Annotated in this window: 18 protein-coding genes and 1 pseudogene; 10 read left to right on the top strand and 9 right to left on the bottom strand. The window is 34.1% G+C overall.

The window, feature by feature from the left end:
- Positions 1 to 50: 50 nt before the first annotated feature.
- The gene (locus tag QTL86_RS21275; protein WP_013658639.1) at positions 51 to 458 is read left to right on the top strand and encodes a UspA domain-containing protein; all 408 of its coding nucleotides are present in this window, start codon (positions 51 to 53) and stop codon (positions 456 to 458) included.
- Positions 459 to 519: 61 nt separating this feature from the next.
- Here the strand turns inward: QTL86_RS21275 and QTL86_RS21270 are convergent, their stop codons facing one another.
- A complete protein-coding gene (locus QTL86_RS21270; RefSeq protein ID WP_410495977.1) occupies positions 520 to 3,276 on the bottom strand; it encodes an RICIN domain-containing protein in 2,757 nt (918 codons plus the stop codon).
- Between the two features lie 324 nt (positions 3,277 to 3,600).
- Between QTL86_RS21270 and QTL86_RS21265 the strand changes: the two genes are divergently transcribed.
- The 5 genes from QTL86_RS21265 to QTL86_RS21245 all read left to right on the top strand — a co-directional run bounded on the left by QTL86_RS21265 (position 3,601) and on the right by QTL86_RS21245 (position 8,223).
- Complete coding sequence (locus QTL86_RS21265; RefSeq protein ID WP_013658641.1) at positions 3,601 to 4,635, top strand: L-threonylcarbamoyladenylate synthase; 1,035 nt, start codon at positions 3,601 to 3,603, stop codon at positions 4,633 to 4,635.
- Between the two features lie 101 nt (positions 4,636 to 4,736).
- Positions 4,737 to 5,168 carry a ribose 5-phosphate isomerase B gene (gene rpiB / locus QTL86_RS21260; RefSeq protein WP_127064615.1) on the top strand — a complete coding sequence of 144 codons (432 nt, stop codon included), beginning with the start codon at positions 4,737 to 4,739 and terminating at the stop codon, positions 5,166 to 5,168.
- Positions 5,169 to 5,198: 30 nt separating this feature from the next.
- Complete coding sequence (upp, locus tag QTL86_RS21255) at positions 5,199 to 5,828, top strand: uracil phosphoribosyltransferase (RefSeq protein WP_013658643.1); 630 nt, start codon at positions 5,199 to 5,201, stop codon at positions 5,826 to 5,828.
- Between the two features lie 223 nt (positions 5,829 to 6,051).
- Positions 6,052 to 7,110 carry a glycosyltransferase family 4 protein gene (locus QTL86_RS21250; RefSeq protein WP_127064616.1) on the top strand — a complete coding sequence of 353 codons (1,059 nt, stop codon included), beginning with the start codon at positions 6,052 to 6,054 and terminating at the stop codon, positions 7,108 to 7,110.
- A 117-nt stretch (positions 7,111 to 7,227) separates the two neighbouring features.
- On the top strand, positions 7,228 to 8,223 hold the full coding sequence (locus QTL86_RS21245; protein ID WP_127064617.1) for a zinc dependent phospholipase C family protein: 996 nt from the start codon (positions 7,228 to 7,230) through the stop codon (positions 8,221 to 8,223).
- 126 nt (positions 8,224 to 8,349) lie between these two features.
- Here QTL86_RS21245 and QTL86_RS21240 read toward each other — a convergent pair whose 3' ends face one another.
- The 7 genes from QTL86_RS21240 to QTL86_RS21210 form a co-directional block, all read right to left on the bottom strand.
- Complete coding sequence (locus QTL86_RS21240; RefSeq protein ID WP_127064618.1) at positions 8,350 to 8,988, bottom strand: PilZ domain-containing protein; 639 nt, start codon at positions 8,986 to 8,988, stop codon at positions 8,350 to 8,352.
- A gap of 70 nt (positions 8,989 to 9,058) precedes the next feature.
- Complete coding sequence (locus QTL86_RS21235) at positions 9,059 to 11,353, bottom strand: hydratase (protein ID WP_410495976.1); 2,295 nt, start codon at positions 11,351 to 11,353, stop codon at positions 9,059 to 9,061.
- A gap of 98 nt (positions 11,354 to 11,451) precedes the next feature.
- On the bottom strand, positions 11,452 to 12,762 hold the full coding sequence (locus QTL86_RS21230; protein WP_190283431.1) for an ABC transporter substrate-binding protein: 1,311 nt from the start codon (positions 12,760 to 12,762) through the stop codon (positions 11,452 to 11,454).
- A gap of 59 nt (positions 12,763 to 12,821) precedes the next feature.
- Positions 12,822 to 14,597 (bottom strand): histidine kinase, encoded by a 1,776-nt coding sequence (locus QTL86_RS21225; RefSeq protein WP_410495975.1) that lies wholly within the window; start codon positions 14,595 to 14,597, stop codon positions 12,822 to 12,824.
- A 35-nt stretch (positions 14,598 to 14,632) separates the two neighbouring features.
- Complete coding sequence (locus QTL86_RS21220; RefSeq protein ID WP_013658650.1) at positions 14,633 to 15,037, bottom strand: response regulator; 405 nt, start codon at positions 15,035 to 15,037, stop codon at positions 14,633 to 14,635.
- 13 nt (positions 15,038 to 15,050) lie between these two features.
- A complete protein-coding gene (locus QTL86_RS21215; protein ID WP_127064623.1) occupies positions 15,051 to 16,535 on the bottom strand; it encodes a GTP pyrophosphokinase family protein in 1,485 nt (494 codons plus the stop codon).
- A 180-nt stretch (positions 16,536 to 16,715) separates the two neighbouring features.
- Positions 16,716 to 16,979 carry an AbrB/MazE/SpoVT family DNA-binding domain-containing protein gene (locus QTL86_RS21210; protein WP_013658652.1) on the bottom strand — a complete coding sequence of 88 codons (264 nt, stop codon included), beginning with the start codon at positions 16,977 to 16,979 and terminating at the stop codon, positions 16,716 to 16,718.
- Between the two features lie 427 nt (positions 16,980 to 17,406).
- Here QTL86_RS21210 and QTL86_RS21205 point away from each other — a divergent pair, with 427 nt between their 5' ends.
- The 4 genes and pseudogenes from QTL86_RS21205 (at position 17,407) to QTL86_RS21190 (ending at position 19,443) form a co-directional block, all read left to right on the top strand.
- Positions 17,407 to 17,985: a nucleoside recognition domain-containing protein gene (locus QTL86_RS21205; protein ID WP_127064624.1), complete on the top strand. Its 579-nt coding sequence runs from the start codon at positions 17,407 to 17,409 to the stop codon at positions 17,983 to 17,985.
- 3 nt (positions 17,986 to 17,988) lie between these two features.
- Positions 17,989 to 18,522, top strand: a complete 534-nt coding sequence (locus QTL86_RS21200; RefSeq protein WP_127064625.1) for a spore maturation protein — start codon at positions 17,989 to 17,991, stop codon at positions 18,520 to 18,522.
- A gap of 141 nt (positions 18,523 to 18,663) precedes the next feature.
- Positions 18,664 to 19,026: pseudogene (locus QTL86_RS21195) on the top strand (hypothetical protein); the annotation flags it as partial.
- Between the two features lie 99 nt (positions 19,027 to 19,125).
- Positions 19,126 to 19,443 carry a hypothetical protein gene (locus QTL86_RS21190; RefSeq protein WP_410497326.1) on the top strand — a complete coding sequence of 106 codons (318 nt, stop codon included), beginning with the start codon at positions 19,126 to 19,128 and terminating at the stop codon, positions 19,441 to 19,443.
- A 74-nt stretch (positions 19,444 to 19,517) separates the two neighbouring features.
- Here the strand turns inward: QTL86_RS21190 and QTL86_RS21185 are convergent, their stop codons facing one another.
- The gene (locus tag QTL86_RS21185; RefSeq protein ID WP_127064627.1) at positions 19,518 to 20,561 is read right to left on the bottom strand and encodes a transporter; all 1,044 of its coding nucleotides are present in this window, start codon (positions 20,559 to 20,561) and stop codon (positions 19,518 to 19,520) included.
- Positions 20,562 to 20,635 lie beyond the last annotated feature (74 nt).

The following is a 20,635-nucleotide window of genomic DNA, read 5'->3' as shown; positions in this document are numbered from 1 at the left end:
GTCATGCTATAATTGAGATATGAATTTTTTAATGAAGAGGAGTGATGAACATGAATTACAAAGTCCTAGTTGGTATCACTATCCAAGAAAACAGCCGTCGTTTAATCGCAGAAGGTTTTAACCTCTCTCAATCTATAGATGCACCACTTCATATTTTGCACATTAGGAAAGGAGAAACCATCTTTGACAGGCCAGAAAGTAGTGAGCTCCTCTCCGACCTCTTTGCCTACGGTGGTGAATTAGGTGGTGAAGTTCACTTCCTATGTAGTAATAACATTCCTGAAACGATTACGAGTTTTATTAAGGAAAATGATATTACTCATCTAGTCATTGGTGAAACACCTAATGGTAATACTATTTCTCCAGGCTCTAGTGTATATGAACAACTGAAATCACAGATTGGAGATATTGAGATCGTTGTACTTCCTAGGGAAATAATTGAAGATAAAATGGCTTAAGTATAAAGAAGTGGCTATTATACATGAATAATGTATAGTAGCCACTTTTCATATGTTTATCTTACTTCCTGCTACTAGATGCAATCACAGTTCCACTAGCATCTAACAACTCTAATGTATATTCAAAATTAGCATTAGGCTTGCCATTACAAATCATTCCAAACGTTGCTGCACTATTTGGTGCAAGCTTAGCCTGCCATGAAGCTGGTGTAATAACAATTTCTTCTCCTTGTGATATCATATCTACGTTCCAAGAGCTTGTCACATTAAAATCTACTTGTAATAGTTTTAGTCTCCAACTTTCACATGTAACTGTTCCCTGATTAGTAACTTTTATATCTACCCCAAAAGCCCCTCCCCAGTCATTTATGCTAGCCTCCAATTTTGCCATTTCGCTTGATGGCTCTGGAGTTGGTGTTGGTGTAGGTGTTGGAATTGGTGTAGATGTTGGTGTAGGTGTAGGTGTGGGCGTTGTAACTACCTCTTCTAAAATCCACCTTTGATTAGCTCCTCCTGCATATGTCCACTCACATACATTAGCTCCATTACTAGTGCTATTAGCATAAACATCTAAGCTAGATAAATCCTGACTTACCTTCGTAACAATACCGTAGCTACCATCATTGTTTGCGACAAACTTAAATAATTGCGCATCAGAAGCTGTATCTCGATAAATCTGTATATTAGTTCCATCAGCAGTCTTTCCATAATCTACATCTAATAAATAGCTTCCATCCCCTACTCCTGAATACAACTTATAATAGCCATTACCTACAGATTTTATAGTCCATGTGTTATAAGCAGCAGCACCATTAGCTCCCCATTGTTGCACATTTGTTCCATTAGCTGCTACTCCTCCTGCAACATCTAAATACAATCCGCTTTTTACATTCTTAATCATGTATTGCCCTTCTTTGATTTGTGCACCTATTACTGGCTCCTTACTCTTCACTTCTTTTTCTACATAATCACCTACTGCATAAATAGCTGGCTGACTTGGTGATTTCATATCTGTCCCAATATAGTAACTTGGGTGTGGTGGTTGGTTATAGGCTACGTTTTGCCATGCAATAGCTGTTCTATACTGTGTATCATGCATGAGTGTATAAAGCTTAGTGTCTGTTAATGCCGTTGTTGTATAGATTCTAAGTGCAGTATCATCTGAAGTTGGCCATATAACTTCCTCACGCCAGTCTCCTAAAATATCACCGGATAAGCTCGGTGTTGCTTTTGTACTATTATTAGAGTGTACATTACTTCCGGTTAATAAACGATCAGTTGACTTTGTATTCCAGTTCCATTTATTAATATATGTACGGTCTAATCCTTCTCTATAAAGGTCCCCATCCCACCATATAGCAAAGTTGATTCCGAAGCTACCTGTATTAATGCTGATTTTATTACCATTTTTATCAAAGTTACCTGCTGAAGATAATGCCACATATGGATAATAGTCAGGCCCTATATTGGCAATCAATCCTCGGCCCACATCCGTTCCTGTTTTGACTGACCAAAGAGATTTTCCTGTTTTAGCATCTCTTAATTGTACACTTTCTATGTTACTTCCCTTCTCCTCATGTACTTGATAAATTTCTAGCCCACTATGCGTAGGATCAAAATCTCCTACATGTAAGGCATCCCCGTGTCCCATACCTGTTGTATATAAACCTTTTCCATTATGATCAATTATAGCTGAACCATAAACTATTTCATCATACCCATCATCATCCACATCTGCTACAGAAAGATTATGATTACCTTGTCCTGCATAACTACTGTTACCTGAGGTATTACTATCAAAAGTCCACTTTTTATTAATCTTGCCACTACTTATTTCATATGCTGAAATAACCGCTCTTGTATAATAACCTCTAGCCATGATTAAATAGGGCTTTTGTCCATCCAAGTAAGCAACCCCCGCAAGAAATCGATCTACACGATTGCCATAATTATCTCCCCAGCTACTCACTGTTCCACGTGGAGGTGTAAAATCTACAGTATTAATAATCTCACCTGTATCTCCTTCAAATAATGTTAAATATTCAGGTCCGCTTAATATATAGCCACTACTATTACGATAGTCTTTTGAAGCATCTCCTATAGTAGTTCCACGCCCATCCTTAGTCCCATCAGCCGTTTTCATTGCAATTTCAGCTTTACCATCTCCATCAAAATCATAAGCAATAAATTGTGTATAGTGTGCCCCTGCTCTAATATTTTTCCCTAAATCAATACGCCATTTGTGTGTACCATTTAATTCATAGCAATCGATATAAACATTAGAGGTATAACCTGATTTTGAATTATCCTGTGAATCACTAGGATCCCACTTTAAAATAATTTCGTACGCTCCATCTCCATCTACATCTGCTACAGTAGCATCATTAGCAGAATAAATACTACCAGGCTTATTAATAGGCACATCTAAATAATTATTGTTCCACACGCCAACACTATCAGATTCTGTTTGTTCAATGCTATTAACTACAGTTCGAACATAATATGAGTCTGTAACCTTTCCGTTACTATCTACATAGTTAGTACTACTTACAATGGGCCCTGCAATTTTTACGCCATTTCTATAAAGATTAAAGCTAGTAGCATACCCTTCTGTGCCTAATAATCTCCAAGATAAAAATACGCCTTCATTTACCTTTACTGCCACTAATCCTCTATCTAGTGCCTCAACTTGCCTTACTGTAGCAGCACTCGTAGGAATAGTTATACTCGTTAAACTTCCTATTCCTATCATTGATAACGCTAGTGTCTTAGCTAATATTCTCCGCAGTTTAAAATCTTTTCTTAATCCTAAGCTCATATTGATCCCTCCATAATTATTTTCTTAATTATCTTATTTTTATTCAAACTTATCTATTAACTAAGCTTAAGATGTTCTGTTTTATTACCTCATTTGTTTAATTATAATTTTTTAATTGATAAAACTTATTTTTTTCTTATTTTTATTTATCTTAGATTGTTTTATTTATCTTAAATTGAATTAACTAGAGTATCCTTCATATGATTATCCTTCATACTTGATTAAGTAATGGGGAAATTTTAGTCTTCTTGTTATCTTTTGTCCTCATTTGTGATATACTATATGACAGATTAATATCTTTAATGAGTAATGGGAGTCCTTTACATGAAAACAAGTATTATTACAGATACAACAGCACTTTTAGAGGCAGCCAATATTCTTCAACAAGGCGGTCTTGTGGCATCGCCTACTGAAACTGTTTATGGACTTTGCGCTAATGCTTTAAATGAAAATGCTGTTAAAAATATTTATAAGGCTAAGGGGCGACCTAGCGATAATCCGCTAATTGTACATATAGCTGATTTAGAAATGCTAAGTCCTCTTGTAGAAGAAGTACCTCCTATGGCTAGAACCTTAATGGAGCACTTTTGGCCTGGTCCATTAACACTTATCTTTAAAGCAAGTTCATTAGTTCCTAAAGTCGTAACTGGTGGACTAGATACAGTTGCTATTCGCTTTCCTTCTCATCCTATTATTCAGCAGCTGATTAAAGCCTCAGGATTGCCTCTAGCAGCACCTAGTGCTAATACTTCTGGCAAACCTAGCCCAACTAATGCCTCTCGTGTTATAGAAGATTTAGAGGGTAAAATAGATGCTATTATTGTAGGTGATTCTTCTAAGTATGGTGTAGAATCTACTGTTGTAGATACAACAGGTGAAGTAGCTACCATCTTAAGACCTGGTGGTATTACTGCCGAAATGATAGAAGCAGTCCTAGGCAGTGTTACTATAGATCCTGCCATTAGCCATGCACTCAAAGAAGGTGAGCTTCCTAAGGCGCCTGGAATGAAATATATACACTATTCGCCTAATGCAGAGGTTATTATTGTTGATGGCGAAGAATCCCTTGTAATAAGCAAAATGAATGAGCTTATTGTATCTGCTCATAGTCAAGGCAAAAAAGTAGGCGTTCTAGCTACTGATGAAACCAAAGAGCATTTTAAGGCTGACTTAGTTATCAGCGCTGGTACTACTAAAAACCTTACAACTATCGCTGCCCATCTTTTTGAAGCATTACGTACATTTGATGATGCGGATATTGATATTGTATACTCCCTAGCTTTCCCTAAAAAGGGAATTGGCAATGCCATTATGAATAGACTTGAAAAATCTGCCGGGTATCATATTATAAAGCTTTAATTTTTGTTTACAAATTTCAAAAATAGCTTATAGTATATAGAAGTGATTTATTTAGTTACAACACATAGGATTTATACTATAATAAAACTGGAGGAAATATTATGATAGCAATTGGATGCGACCATGGTGGCTTTGCTCTTAAGCAAGAAATCATCGCATATTTTAAAGCAAACGGTACAGAGTTCAAAGACTTTGGTTGTATGAGTGAGGAAGCTGTTGATTATCCTGACTATGCAAAAGCTGTTTCAAAAGCTGTGCTTAGCGGCGAATGTGAGAAAGGTGTTCTAATTTGTGGAACAGGAATTGGTATCTCTATTGCAGCAAATAAAATTCCTGGTATTCGTTGTGCTCTTTGCCACGATGTTTTCTCAGCTGAAGCTACTCGTCTTCATAATGATACCAATATTGTCGCTTTAGGAGGCCGCGTTATAGGGCCAGGCCTAGCTATAAAAGTTGTTGATACTTTCTTAAAAACGCCATTTTCTAATGAAGAAAGACACATCAAGAGAATCTCTAAAATAGAAGAAAAATAAATTTACTTATTACTTAGGAGGAATATTAACATGGAAAACGTATTTATTATGGATCACCCACTCATTCAGCACAAAGTAGGTCGCTTAAGAAGTCATGACACAGGTTCAAAAGAATTTCGTGAGCTTGTACGTGAAATCGCACAATTAATGTGCTATGAAGCAACACGCAATTTACCTCTTGAAGACTATGAAGTAGAAACACCACTTACAAAAACAACTTGTAAACGTATTGCTGGTAAAAACTTAAGTATTGTACCTATCTTACGTGCTGGTCTTGGTATGGTAGATGGTATGCTCGACCTTCTTCCAACTGCTAAAGTAGGTCATATCGGTCTTTACAGAGATCCTGAAACACTTCATCCAGTTGAATATTACTGCAAACTTCCTAAAGATGTAGAAGAAAGAGATTTCTTTGTACTTGACCCAATGCTTGCTACAGGTGGTTCAGCTATTGCAGCTATTCAATTCATCAAAGACCGTGGTGCTACTAGCATTAATTTCCTTTGCCTTATTGCTGCACCAGAAGGTATCAAAGCGCTTCAAGCCGCTCATCCAGATGTTAAGATCTATGCAGCCTCTTTAGATGAGAAATTAAATGACCACGCTTATATTATGCCAGGACTTGGTGATGCTGGTGATAGATTATTTGGTACAAAATAAATCTTAAAAATACAAAAAGCTCCACGAGTCCTAGTTGACAAGTGCGAGCTTTTATTATAAAACATTAGTAGGATATGGTCAGGTTTGTTATTTTTAACGTGTGGTAAGCTTTTTTTGCCTAATATTTGACATATCACTTTTAGAAATTTATGAATATATACTAATAGATAGGTATAAACTATTAGTACTCATATATGTTCTACATATTTAAGGAGATGAACCTATGGGAAACATAGATTATGCAATTTTATATGCCATTGCATTTGTCTTAGCATTTTTAATTGCATTTTTTGCAACGCCTTTAGCTAAAAAGATTGCATTTAAAGTTGGAGCTATCGCAAAACCCAGAAAACGTGATATGCATAAAGTACCTATTCCTCGTATGGGTGGAATTGCTATCTTTGCCGGTTTTATGATTACATTTTTAACTCTTATTTGGAAATTACCTCTGGTTAATATAAAGCAAACGATTGGAATCTTTATTGGATGCACCATGATTTTCTTACTTGGATTTTTTGATGATATTTTTGAGCTTCCTGCGAAACCAAAATTTCTCATTCAAATCCTCGCTGCAACAGTAGTTGCTTTATGTGGTGTACGTATTGATTTCTTTACTATTCCATTTATTGGAGACAAGGAATTTTATACGACTTTCTTAGCTATCCCAGCTACAGTTATTTGGATTGTAGCCATTACCAATGCCGTTAACTTAATTGACGGTTTAGATGGTTTAGCGGCAGGCGTTTCTTCTATTGCTTCACTTTGCTTAATGGTATTATCTATTTATTCAGATAATCCACCGGGAGCATTTCTCACAGCCATCTTAGCTGGTTCATGCATGGGCTTCTTGCCTTATAACTTTAATCCTGCTTCTATTTTTATGGGGGATACTGGTTCTACCTTCTTAGGTTTTACCTTAGGTATTACTTCTGTTATGGGACTTTTAAAGGGCTATACAGTAGCAACTATTTTCATTGCTGTGCTTGTACTTGGCCTTCCAATATTTGATACAGCTTTTGCTATTCTTAGAAGATTTTTAGCTGGAAAACCTATTATGTCGCCAGACCGTGGGCATTTACATCATCGTCTTGTAGATAGAGGCTATACACAAAAACAAGCTGTTGTTACCCTCTATGGTATTAGTGGCATTCTTGGTGTATCTGCTATTGCATTCTTCAACAGAGACCTAAAGTTTGCCTTGCTTGTCTTTGTTATGATGGGTTGCCTCCTTTATTTCACAGTAAAAACCATGGCAACTCATGATAAAGATAACGAATCATAATAGTAACAAAAACTCCTTCTAGTAGGAGTTTTTTTTTATTCAAAACTCACTCTATCGCCTGTAAAATTTAGGTGATATACTTAATTTATATGAAAGGAAGAAAAAGGAGTATTTGTAATGCCAGATATTATTACCCATTATATTTTTGGACTTGATACTGCCCATAATATTAAACAATCCCCTCTTTACAAAGTATTAAAAGAAAATAAAGATTTATTTTTAATAGGACTTCAAGGACCTGATCCTATCTATTATCATCGATTAAAGCAAAAAGACTCAAAAGCCTATATTGCTACTAAGATGCATGCAGAAAAAACAGGTGATTTTTTAGTTTCCGCCTTATGTTATATGAAAAAATTCGAAGTGGATTCGAAAGAGTTCAATGAATGTCTCAGTTATTTAAGTGGGTTTATTTGCCATTATATTCTTGATTCCATGGCACATCCTTATATTTTTTATCTAGGAGGTCGCTATATCGAGGATATGCCCGAAACTAGCAAGTATAAAGGTGTTCATAAAAAACTGGAAGTTGCCATTGACACTATTTTATGTGAAGAAAAGTTCAACATGAAAAGCTCTAAATTTAAGGTGCATAAACATATTTTAAAAGACTTACACATACCTGACAGCATTACAGGTTTATTCGATGATACTTTGTTTTTATTATATGGCATTAATAATGGGGGGCAAACTTTCAAAGAAGCTTATAAAGATACTCGTACCTATTATAAACTAACCTATGATCGCATTGGAGCGAAGAAAGCTCTTGTTAATATGGCTTCCCCTGTAACTCCAAAAGGACTATCGCCATTCCTTGCAACTTTTTCATATTACAACTGTGTTAATCCTTTATATGATTATATGAATCGTAGTAAAAAGGTATGGCTTCATCCTGTGACAGGTAATGTTTATACCTTTAGCTTCTATGATATTTTAAGAAATGCTAATAAGAAAAGCACCTTACTTTTATTAGCTGCTTATGACTTTGCTATTTCTAAAATATCTGCTGATGACTTTAGACTCTATCTTCCTAATATTTCTTACTTAACGGGTCTTAGTACAGAAGATAATAGACCTATGAAGTATATTAGTCCGGACTACAGTAAAATTTGATTAAAAGAATAAATATAAAAAGTAATGCAGAATGAATCATTACGAACGGTTCCTTCTGTATTACTTTTTTACTCTTAGTTACCAAAAAGAGGATGCTATATATAGCATCCTCTTTTTGGTAACTAACTAACTTCCTTGCAATCTTCTTTTGGCTTGTAAAATAATCTCTCTTACTGTTAATACTAAAAGCTTCCTTGTTTTTTCATCTACATTTTCAAAATGGCACCTAATGGCAAAAAGGCCTAAGGCTTCATTATAAGTCTGCTCTACGATTCTTGCTTCCAGTATAATAGGTTTCTTATTAAGGATAATAGAAAACTTAAAGCCACTTCCTTCTATAGCCTCTTTACTATGTATAAGCGCACCAGAAGCCGAAAAGTTAATCAGTGTAGCTTCTACAGATATAGGCTCCATAATATTGATTAAACGACGATAAGGTACACGCTTATAGAAACGTTGATTATACTTATATAACCTAATATTTTTCATAATATAGTAGCCTGGTTCATCGAGTAGTGGTTTAAGCTCCACTTCACCTCTGTACTTTAAGTACTCAATATCAATTCTTCCTTTAAGTTCAATCTCTGTTTTGTGGAATTGACGTATATCCCTATCACCTAGTTCTATGGCTACAACATAACCATCTACGCCCCTCTTATTTCTAATAATCATAGGAAAAGCTTTAGTACCATCACATATAAGTCTAAAAGGTAAGTTCAGCTTTAAAATCTTTGGCACAAGCGCACTATCTATTAGTTCCTCCATGAATAAGCCCCCCTTGTATCACAAATGGCTTTCTACTTTATCTACTTCTTTTAGTCCTTATATCCCTTGTCTATGCTTTATAGTAGTTGATTAAGCAACCTGCTAAAATAATTGCTCTCTCATCATCTGTTAAATCTTTAAGTATCAAAGTAAACTCTTTCATATGATCGCCTAATACGTACGCTTTAATTTCACTTACTTTATCTTTTACAGTAGCTCTAATTCCTGGAATAAAGATATAATCTCCATTGGTAAATGGTAAATCTCCATCTAAAGTAAATGGTACCATACCCCAGTTAATAAGGTTAGAGCGGTATCTCTTGGTCGCATATTCTCTAGCAATATTTGCCCAACCACCAAGTACTTTTTGACAAGATGCTGCTTGCTCACGAGCAGAACCGTCCCCTGGTTTATTAGCATAAATGGTGCTACCAATACCTGTTGCTTTTGGATCAATGCTTGCATAGCCTGGTAAAGCTTTAATCTGATCGAATGCTACTTTAACTTCATCTAATACCTTAGTTGGATCTTCACCTTGAAGTCTAGCTACTTCAGCTTGTTGAACTTCTTTAGCATGTCCCACATAATCTGGTACACGGCGTGAAAGTGTAAATTCAGCAAGACGAAGTGGATTTGAGCGATAACTTGAAGTTTCTCCTGATGGAATAAGCTCATCTGTCGTTGTTACTTCATCATGAATTTCAGCTACTACCTTAATCAGTAAGTCATCTGTTAAATGTGACATTTTTGGCCAATCTGTAATGTTAGGTCCAAATTTAAGTTCAACATCTTTGTCTGCCTTGCCAACACCGTCATAGCAACGTGTATCATAAATGGCTTTGTCAAAGAAGTATTTTGGCTTAGTAAAGTTTAAATCAATCTCTGTCGCTGCTGTAAGTATACCACCATTAAGAGCAGTAGCTGCAATACTACGTGCATCCATTAATGCTACTCCTGATATTTGACCATCACTAGGTTTTGAACCTTCACGGTTAGGGAAGTTACGTGTTGCATGACGAATGCTAAGGCCGTTGTTAGAAGGTACATCTCCTGCGCCAAAGCAAGGGCCACAGAAAGCAGTTCTCATAGTAGCACCAGCTGCCATAAGGTCTGCTACTGCACCATTTTTAACTAAACTCATAAAAGTAGGTTGGCTAGATGGATAAATGCTTAAAGCAAATTCACCAGAACCAATACTATGTCCTCTTAAAATGTCCGCTGCGTCACAGATGTTATCATAGGTACCACCTGCACAACCACCGATAAAGGCTTGTTGTACTAGAAGTTTACCATTTTCAATTTTATCCCTTAAAGTGAATGTTACTTTATTACTAGCAAAGCTTGCTGCTGCTTCTTTTTCTACTTTAGCAAGGATATCCTCAAGGTTTGCATTAAGTTCTTCAATAGTATAAGTGTTACTTGGATGGAACGGCATGGCTATCATAGGTTTTACTTTAGATAAATCAACTATAATGGCCCCATCATAATAGGTCACTTGACCTGGCTCTAATTTCTTATAAGCCTCTTTTCTACCATGCATCTCTAAGTACTCTTCAACCTTTTCATCTGTAGCCCAGATAGAAGATAAGCAGGTTGTTTCTGTAGTCATAACATCAATACCATTTCTGTATTCTACATTAAGGTTCTTAATGCCATCTCCTACGAATTCCATTACTTTATTTTTAACATAACCATTTTTAAACACTTCACCAATAATAGAAAGTGCCACGTCTTGTGGTCCTATTCCTATCTGTGGTTTTCCTGTTAAATAAACAGCTACTACACCTGGTCTATTAATATCGTAAGTTTTATTAAGAAGCTGCTTTGCAAGCTCTCCGCCACCTTCACCAATAGCCATAGTTCCAAGGGCACCATATCTTGTATGGCTATCTGAGCCAAGTAGCATTCTACCACAGCCACTCATCATTTCTCTCATATATTGATGAATAACAGCTTGATGAGCTGGTACATAAATACCACCGTATTTCTTAGCTGCTGAAAGACCAAACATATGGTCATCTTCATTAATAGTACCACCTACAGCGCAAAGGCTGTTATGGCAGTTGGTTAGCACATAAGGCAGTGGAAACTCTGTTAGGCCACTAGCTCTTGCTGTTTGAATAATTCCTACATATGTAATATCATGAGAAGCCATAGCATCAAACTTGATTTTAAGCTGATCCATATTCCCACTTGTATTATGTGCTTCTAAAATACTATATGCTATCGTATTTTTAGCTGCTTCTTCTTTAGAAATAGCTTCTATACCATATTTTTGTTTAATTTCTTTTTCTACGTCTGTATGGCTTTCAATTAACTCTTTGCCGTTAATTAAGTAAGCTCCATTATCAAATAACTTAATCACTTTTCTCCTCCTATTTCTATATGTTTTTATTTCCAATAAAGTCTTTTATTTTATAAATTATAACACAATTTTTAGAAATATAATACATTCTTTATTGCTTACCTTTTAGTAATCTCATTGCTAAAGGTCTCTTCATCTATTTTACCTGTTAAAAAATCAAGAATAGCCACGTTATATTTTTCTGCTGCTTCACTAGACAAAAGCTTGTCATAAGCACCATGGTAATAGTTTTTAGGGAAAAGATTATCACAGGCTTTAAGAGTCTTAAAACTTGTCTTTTTTAAATCTTGAGTTTTATAAACTGGAATGCCCATTCCCTTTTCTAGTACTGCTTTATCAGAAATAGCTTTCATGACTTTCACATAAAAACTCTCCACATCAGCTTCACCTAAAGAGCTATTTCGGCTTAGTACAAAACCATCAGAGTAGCCTGCAACGCCTTCATCTATTAACTTTATTTTCGTAATTGGAAATGGCATCACTTTAACCTTTCCACTCACAATAGATCGACTAGCATCATCTATTGTAGTTGAAGCCCAACTACCATTTATCATCATAGCAGCTTCACCTCTAGTAAAATTATAAACGCATTCAGCGGAACTCATATTTTCATATCCTTCTTGCCAAGGTTCTAGGTCTATCAGTTCTTTAAATAACTCTGCGGCCCTTATAAAAGGTCTTCTCTTAAAAAATATATTATTCTTTGCAATTTCTGTACTTACACCCACACTTCCTTCACTCAAAGTAAGTGACATGTAATATAAAGAACTCATCCACGCTTCATTACCACTTATAGCTAGAGGGGTAATCCCTTTACTTTTAAAGATTTCAACAGTCTTTAAGAAGTCCCCATAATTAGTAGGATAATTCAAATGACTTTTTTCGAATAATTCTTGGTTACAATAGAGTACTGTATCCCATCCAAAGACCGGTAACCCATATTTTTTCTCTTTAAAGGTATAACTTCTAAGCGCATTGTCTACCATTCTACTTTCCAGATCATTTGCTTTAATCGTAAGTGTTAGGTCTTTAACTAAGTCTAATTTTACTAGTTCTTCCAGTCCTCTGTCTCCCCATGTATAAAACATATCTGGTAAAGCATTCGTAGCCGCTGCATTTAAGAGTGCTTCATTATACACTTCTGTTTTGAAAGATTTAAGAACGAATTTTATATCTGGATATTCTTTCTTACAATCTTCTAAGACTTCCTTTAATATATTTTCTAGACCTCCATTGATTGTCCATATTTCAAAGGTTTGTTCTTTACTCTCTATCTCAACTTTTTTATTAACAGCTTCAACCTCACGGTAAATATATTGATTTTTTCCTACAAGGAGCACAATAAAAACAAGGCATAAGCTGCATAATGTCAAAATAATTATTTTATTTGACCATTTATTATTTTCCAAGGGCCTTACTCCTTTTAAGTGCTTTATATTTTTATTTATCACACGAGTATATCACATCCCTAGGACTCCTTAAATAGCTTGCATTGTTGTACTTTCTTGTTGTTTAATGTACTGGTAAAGGGTATATAAATGACTATCTCAGTGTATTCATTAAGACTTGTATGAATTTCTAAAATATCCTTTACATCAGTTAGTTGATACATTAAGCTGAGACGTTTAATAATAGAACGAAGCCCAAAACCTGATTTATTATGTAACTTTTCTTCTTTTAAAATACTTGTTCTAATCTTTTCTTCCATTCCTTTCCCATTGTCTCTGACTATGACAATCATCCTTGGCTGACTTTGGTCTTTCTCTATTTTTACACTTATTTCTAGTGGTTCATCCATAGTTTTAATACCATACTTAATAGAATTCTCTATCAAGGTTTGTAATATCATACGTGGTAGTTTTTCTTCTTTTAGATCCTCATCTATACTGTAGGTAACCTCTAGTAGTGCGGGATTCTTAATAAGCATAATATTAATATATTCTTTGAGAATAGTGAGTTCTTGCTCTACTGTGTTTAGGTCCTCTTGGTTTAAACAAGCACGATAATATTTAGACAAGCTTTTGATGAGTTTTTGGGCATTATCCTTATCTTCCACAGCAACTAATACTGCTACACTATTTAAGGTGTTATACAAAAAGTGCGGATTAACTTGATGGTTAATAACTGATAGCTCTAATATACGCTGCATCCTTTCTTTCTCTTTCACTTCTGATATAAGTGCTGCCACTTTACTGAGCATTTCGTTTAACGCTTTTCCAATTAGCCCTGCTTCCATATAAGCTTCATCTGTTTCGAAACGTATACTAAGATCACCTTCTTCAGTAACCCTTTTTGCTTTTAGTGCAATATTTTCTAATGGATATACAACTTTTTTCCCTAAGATAACAATCATAATACATAAGAAAATAAAGTTAATGAGTGTAACGCCAATCATGATATTTAGCCAATTATCATCTTTGGAAGCTGTTTGTAACGTACCAATTAATTTCATCTCTACTCTACTATAATCTAACTCTGCATGATCATAACGATCCGTCCATTTATCTTGCTGTACCTGGTTTAAACTTCCTTCTAAATAGGCCTTGTATCTTTCTTCTAATATCCCCGTAGGTAAAAAGCAAAAACCCTCCTTAGATTCCTGGTCAACTAATATTGCTTCAAAGTTCATACGTTCTATATAATCCTTGGTTGCTTCTCTTATACTGCTCGGATCTAAAAAAATGATAAGATACCCTAATTGTTCTAAGGTTTCTTTCGAACGGATACTTCTTCCTATATAAAGTGTATTTTCTACTTCTCCACTTATATAGTTCCTACCAATTCCAATATATTCTCCGCCGTGCCTTTCATTAATCTTAGGAATATTAAACTGAGATAAGAAATGTACAGTATGTTTTTTATAAGGCAGTACAGAATACTCTGAAACAACAGTTCCATAAGTATCTACAATATGAATAGATTGAATAGCCTCATTACTTGTTAGACAATCATTAAGTACTTTTGAAATAGCTACCTCATCTATTTTTTGTTTATTTGCTAATGCATTTTGTATTTCTTTATCAACAGCCACTTTTTGAGAAATATATACATTCTTATCTAAAAACAAGTCTAATAAACTCATGAAGGTTCTAGTATCTTCTACCTTGTTAACGTAATCTTTTTTCCCCTGTATCTGTTCGTTAATTTTATTAAAAATACTAAAACCTATAATTAAAGCTATTCCCATTGTCAATAAATAAGTTGTAATCAGAACTCCCCTTATTCCTTTTCCTCTCCTATTCAAGGCCCTTCTCCTAACTTATATGTGTATTTTCCTCATTATATAGATTTTCTTTCTTCTAGGCGTTCTTTAAGGCGACTTAATATTTGAGTCATTTCTTCTATATCTACAGGCTTTAATACATATTCAGCAATACCATACTTAATAGCTGTTCTTGCATACTCAAAGTCTTCATATGCAGTCAGTACAACTACTTCTCTGCTTGCTACTCCTGTACTTGCTTCTTGCTGTCTTACTTCTTTAATAAAATCCAATCCATTCATGATAGGCATCTCAATATCAGTAATAATAACATCTATCTTCTCTACCTCTAATTGCTCTAAAGCTTGTTTGCCGTTCTGGGCCATACAGACAATTTCAAATCCTAACGCATTCCAATTTAACATTTTTTCAATACCCATACGTATAATAGGTTCATCATCTACTATTTGTACATTAAACATTTCTTTTCCCTCCCTACAACCTATATACATACTTGACCATACCCTTTGGTATTTCTATATTGGATTTTGTTGCACGAATGCGATCAAGTAAAGATAAGGCTTTATTATAGTCTACATCTATATTAAACATCATCAATAATTTTACTTCTAACAAATCACTGTATATATCTTTTTCCTTTTCCCACTGTTCATAAGTCCATACATTTTTATAAAGTGCATCTACTACGCTATTAATATGTTTAACCGCCTGGTCTGCCATATTGTCATAAAGTAATTCTACAGAATTAATTTTAATAAAACAGTTAGAGAATTGTGCCAATAAGGTTTCTATAATTTCCTTTGTTTCCTCTATTGTAAAATTAGTACTGAGTTTATTGGTAGCAAGCTTATCATATATTTTTTTAGTATAATAATGCATGAAGGTTTCAAAGTCGCCCCTGTTATTTTCAGGTTCGATTGCAAATAAAATACGGAAAAATAAATTCCATTGGAACTCCTCATTAATGCGTTCTTTAATATGCTCACCTATAAGCTTTGTATGCTGGTCTTCATATCTAATGTTACCTTCAAAGAAGATTTTCTGTGTAAAGTCAATGTGCTTTTCTTCAATTCCTCTCACTTTTTCAAATCCACTTATTAAATGTTGACCATAGTCATTCATTGAACTCTCTAATGCATCTCTAAACACATAACGTACAATAGCTTCACATGAACTCTTAAAATCTACTAATACACCTAGAGTTTCCTTCATGTGTTTTGCGAAAATATCATAAATAAGTTTAGATAGTATAGCTTCTAACTGTTGTTCTTGTCTTTCATAACTTTTCTCGTCACCTTGGTCAAATTGATTAGATATTAATAAAAGCTGCTGATCAATAGTGGTCAAACTATTCTTAATAGATTTCATAATGTCCTTATAAAACTTATCTGCAATAACGTAATTATAATTTTTATATATGACTTTATGTTCAATCTCTCCCCAGAAAATATTAACCAAGGATTTGATTTGCAGTTCAAAATTTACAACCTGTCCATCATCTACATATTTACCATCTATTCTATAAATCTTCATTCCATTTTTTTGTTCTTGTGGTTGTTTGCATGTTAAGCTAAGTAAAATTTTTTCATTAGTATTGCTATAGAAAAAGTCTTCATAAATTTCACTTTTTTCACCAAAGGAACGCTTGATAAATTTGTATAAATCTGTTTCATCTTGAATAAACCTACATTCTAATCGAATACCAATAATATCAGGTACATGTTCAAAAAGCGCTTCTTTTGTATCATACTTTTGATAATATTGATTACGAATGATTTTCTCTTTTAAGCTTTTTTGTGATTTTACTCTTGTATTTATATTGAGATAACCCTTATTGGTAGTGAGCAATAAATTCTCGAAAAACCCTTCTATTTCATTGCCTACCTCCTCTAACATAGGTCTCATTTCTTCTAACTGTTCTAATACACTCTCAATAAATCCAAATAGTTTTAATTCCATCTACTTTTCTTGCCTCCTTACCCTTGTGCTATTCTAGCCAATCTATTTCTTTTATTATACTATACTCAAGTTAAAGTAATATAAAATTTATCAATTTTACATCGAATTGTAAAAAAAGCATAAAAAGCGCATAAAAAAAGCCAGAAAATATTCTTTCATCTTCTGGCTTTTTTTATACTCTTATTCTGTAATTGTTAATCCTGCTAATCTTGCTAATTCTAAGATTGTCTTTTTAGCAACTTTTTTACCTTTGTAATCAATAAGGTCATCCATGCTACCATTAAAGATATCAGCTGGTTCATATTTCTTAAGAATAATTCTGTCTTCATCAACAAAAATCTCTAAAGCATCTTTTTCATTAATGTCTAAATTTCTTCTTAATTCGATAGGTAATACTACTCTTCCTAATTCATCGACTTTTCTTACTACACCTGTTGATTTCACTAATATCCTCTCCCTTTACACTTTTTTCTCATATTTTTCCATGTCCTGATTATAAAGTACCATAATTAACAATTAAAGTCAATTAACTTTTGTATTTTTTTAGACTTTTTAAAATAAAAAATCTATATTATACAATATAATATTTGTCGAAACTTAATAGTGTGCATATTTTATTGATATTTGCTGTAGAATCATCACTAAAACGCCCTTCAAAAATACAACAAATATTTTACATTTACATATATATTATTATTTTTTACAGTTTTCTCCTTTTCCAATTTTACCAGTAACTACTATACTAAAAAACGACAGCAAATGTTTTGTAATCATCATTATAAAAATATGTACATGTTCTTTTTATTAACGCATATATATAGAAAGACAAGCCACTTCAGTGCTTCAGTATTTATATTTAAGGAGGAAGCTTATGCTTAATTATATTTGGAGCTTTATGATTATATTTGCTGTACTTATCTCTGGCTTTACAGGTGGTATGAAAACTATTACCAACTCAGCCCTCTTAGCCTCTGGAGAAGCCGTTACTATTTGTATAGAGACCTTAGGCATTGTAGCTATGTGGATGGGTATTATGCGTATTGCTGAAAAATCAGGCCTAATCGATTCACTTGCTAGGAAGATGTCTCCTATACTTAATTTTTTATTTCCTTCAGTTCCTAAAAATCACCCTGCCAGGAAGTATATTGCTACTAATCTTATTGCAAACTTTCTAGGCCTAGGTTGGGCTGCTACTCCTCCCGGATTAAAAGCCATGATAGAACTTCAAAAGCTTAATAAAGAAGAAGGCCAAGCTACTCATGCTATGTGTATGTTTTTAATTATCAATATTTCTTCAATCCAGCTTATCCCTATTAGTATGATTTCTTATCGCACTGCTTATGGTTCTCATAATCCTACAGAAATTTTAGTTCCTTGTATAATTGCTACAGCTGTTTCTACCTTAGTTGCAATCATTTTTGGTAAACTCATGTATAAAAAGGAGGATTAATCTATGGTAATCTTATTAGGTATATCCGACTGGATGATTCCTTGTATAATGGTCGGTATTATCATTTATGGTCTTTTAAAAGAGGTTAATGCATATGAGGCTTTTATTGAAGGTGCTACTGATGGTTTAAAAGTTGTTATAGATATTCTCCCTACCTTAGTAGGACTTATGATAGCCGTTGGCATGTTACGTGCTTCTGGTGCTTTAACTGGCTTAGCTAAGCTCTTTACTCCTCTTATTGGCTGGTCGAACTTTCCTCCTGAGCTTATTCCTATAGCTTTAATGCGTACCTTTTCTTCTTCTGCTGCTACAGGGCTTATTATTGACATCTTTAAAACCTACGGACCGGACTCCTTTATTGGTAGATTAGTTTCTATTATGTTTGGCTGTACAGAAACTATTTTTTATACCATGTCTGTTTACTTTATGACCATTAAAGTGAAGAAAAGTCGTTATACTTTGGCTGGCGCACTTATTGCTTCTTTAGTAGGTATCGTAGCTGCCTATCTTCTTACACTTAGATTTTTCGGCTGTTAAGTTTTAAGTTTTACATTTTATGCACTCTTCTATAATTTTTCTGTTACTTTTTACCTTTCTATTATATTGTTTTTGCTATAATAATGTTATAATAATGATAACTATAGGGTTTGTTTCGTACAAATGAGATTTTAAGGAGAAATGCAGATGTTAAATAAAATTAAATCTCTATTGAAGAGTTCTTCAGATGTTTATGAAAATGAAATAATGTATCATAAAAATGGTAAGGTCATGTATGAGGGTAGTGTTAAAGGCTCTAACTTTCACGGTTTGGGTAAATATTATGACGAAACTGGTAGACTTTGCTATGAAGGGCATTTTGCTAATGGCCTGCCTCATGGTCAAGGCAAATGCTATTTAGAGGATGGTAGTATTTACGAAGGTGAGTTACATAAAGGTGAGCGTACAGGTATAGGTACTAAACAGTTTTCTGATGGCTCAGTTTATGAGGGGCGCTTTGTAGATGGTGCCATGGAAGGAAAGGGTAAGCTTACTAAACCAGATGGTACTATTTATGAGGGTAACTTTCTTAAAAATCACTTACAGGGTGCAGGTGCTCCAGCTTCTCCTAATCGTGTTACTTATCCAAACGGGGATCAATACATAGGTGAATTCATAGATACTATTGAAAATGGACATGGTAAGCTTGTTATCTCTACAGGTATTTATGAAGGTGAAGTTGTGAATGGACTTCCTCACGGCAAAGGCCATTTCATTTGGAACAATGATTCTTCTTATTATGGTGATTTCCTAGAAGGTCAAATGACGGGTAAGGGGACAATCACCTATGCAAATGGTGAAAAATATATAGGTGACTTTAAAAATGGTTATAAGCACGGTAATGGTATTTATCAAGAAGCTTCTGGTACACAATACGAATGCTATTTTGAAGAAGACCAGCTTATAAGTGCCAATCGCTAATATAAAAATCGGGAAAAGGTAATAGCCAATTACCTTTTCCCGATTTTTATTTCTTCAAAGCTCCCCAACCTAAGTTATTTGTTTTTTATAAAAAATAAGGTACAGTAAAATAAAAATACGAGACTTAACACACCATACATAGGATAGAGAAATTCCACTAATTTAGCAAACCCTATCATGGAAAAGGGGGTTGCTATTAATACTACTAAGAAAATGCCTTTATTGTAGGGTACTTTGTATTTATTCTTTAAAAAATACGACAAGCTGTATACATTGGACACTTGTGAAGAAAACATTTCTAACCACATAATACCTAACATACCTAGTTGCAATAGTTTATTCATTTCCATTGCTAGTCCAAGCAGAGGCACTTCATATAATTGAGGATGAAACGGGTTAACTAGCATTAAAAAGGTAATATAAATGCCAATAATCGTAAGTACTATACTTCCTAATATGATGCCTTTTATAATTTGTTTAGGTTTCTTTAGTTCATTTGTTAACGGTACAATAACACCTATAATCGTTAGGATGTTAAAACTTACATAAACTAAGGTTGATACAAGAAGATTTGTTTTTTGCCTAGGCATTAATCGCAAATAGGAATAGGTAGAAGTCATAGGGTTGTCTTTTATGTATGCAAAAAAAATGGCAGTCATCACTACGATTAAAGTGGGTACCACAAGACTGTTCACTTCAAATAAACCTTCTGTATTTCTAAGCAGAAAAATACTACTACACCCAATCATAATAATGACCCCTAGCCATTTAGGAACGTGGAAATATTGATTCATAATGGAACCACTACCTGCCAAGATAATAGAGGTACTACTTAACAAAAATAAAGTTAGCACTATATTAGTAAATTTAGCTACAGGCTTTGGACACACTAAATCCACAAATTCATTATATGAATTCACCTTAAACTTATCCGTAATTAAAATAATTAACTTACCAAAAACAATATATAAGAGACCGCATAAAATAAGGCCTGCAAACCCTCCTATACCATAAGTAGCAAAAAATTGATTTAATTCTCTCCCTGAGCATACTCCCGCCCCCACTATACTTCCAATAAAGATCATAGCAATTTGCATGATCAAAACAATATTTTTCATTGCCCTCCCCCTTGCTTGTCTTATCCTTTTAATATATATATTCCATTTTTTTTCATTTATGTCATAAGTATGTA

The organism is Cellulosilyticum sp. ST5 (assembly GCF_046529625.1).
Classification (GTDB): Bacteria; Bacillota; Clostridia; order Lachnospirales; family Cellulosilyticaceae; genus Cellulosilyticum; species Cellulosilyticum lentocellum.
This window is presented reverse-complemented; position numbering and strand designations above follow the sequence as displayed.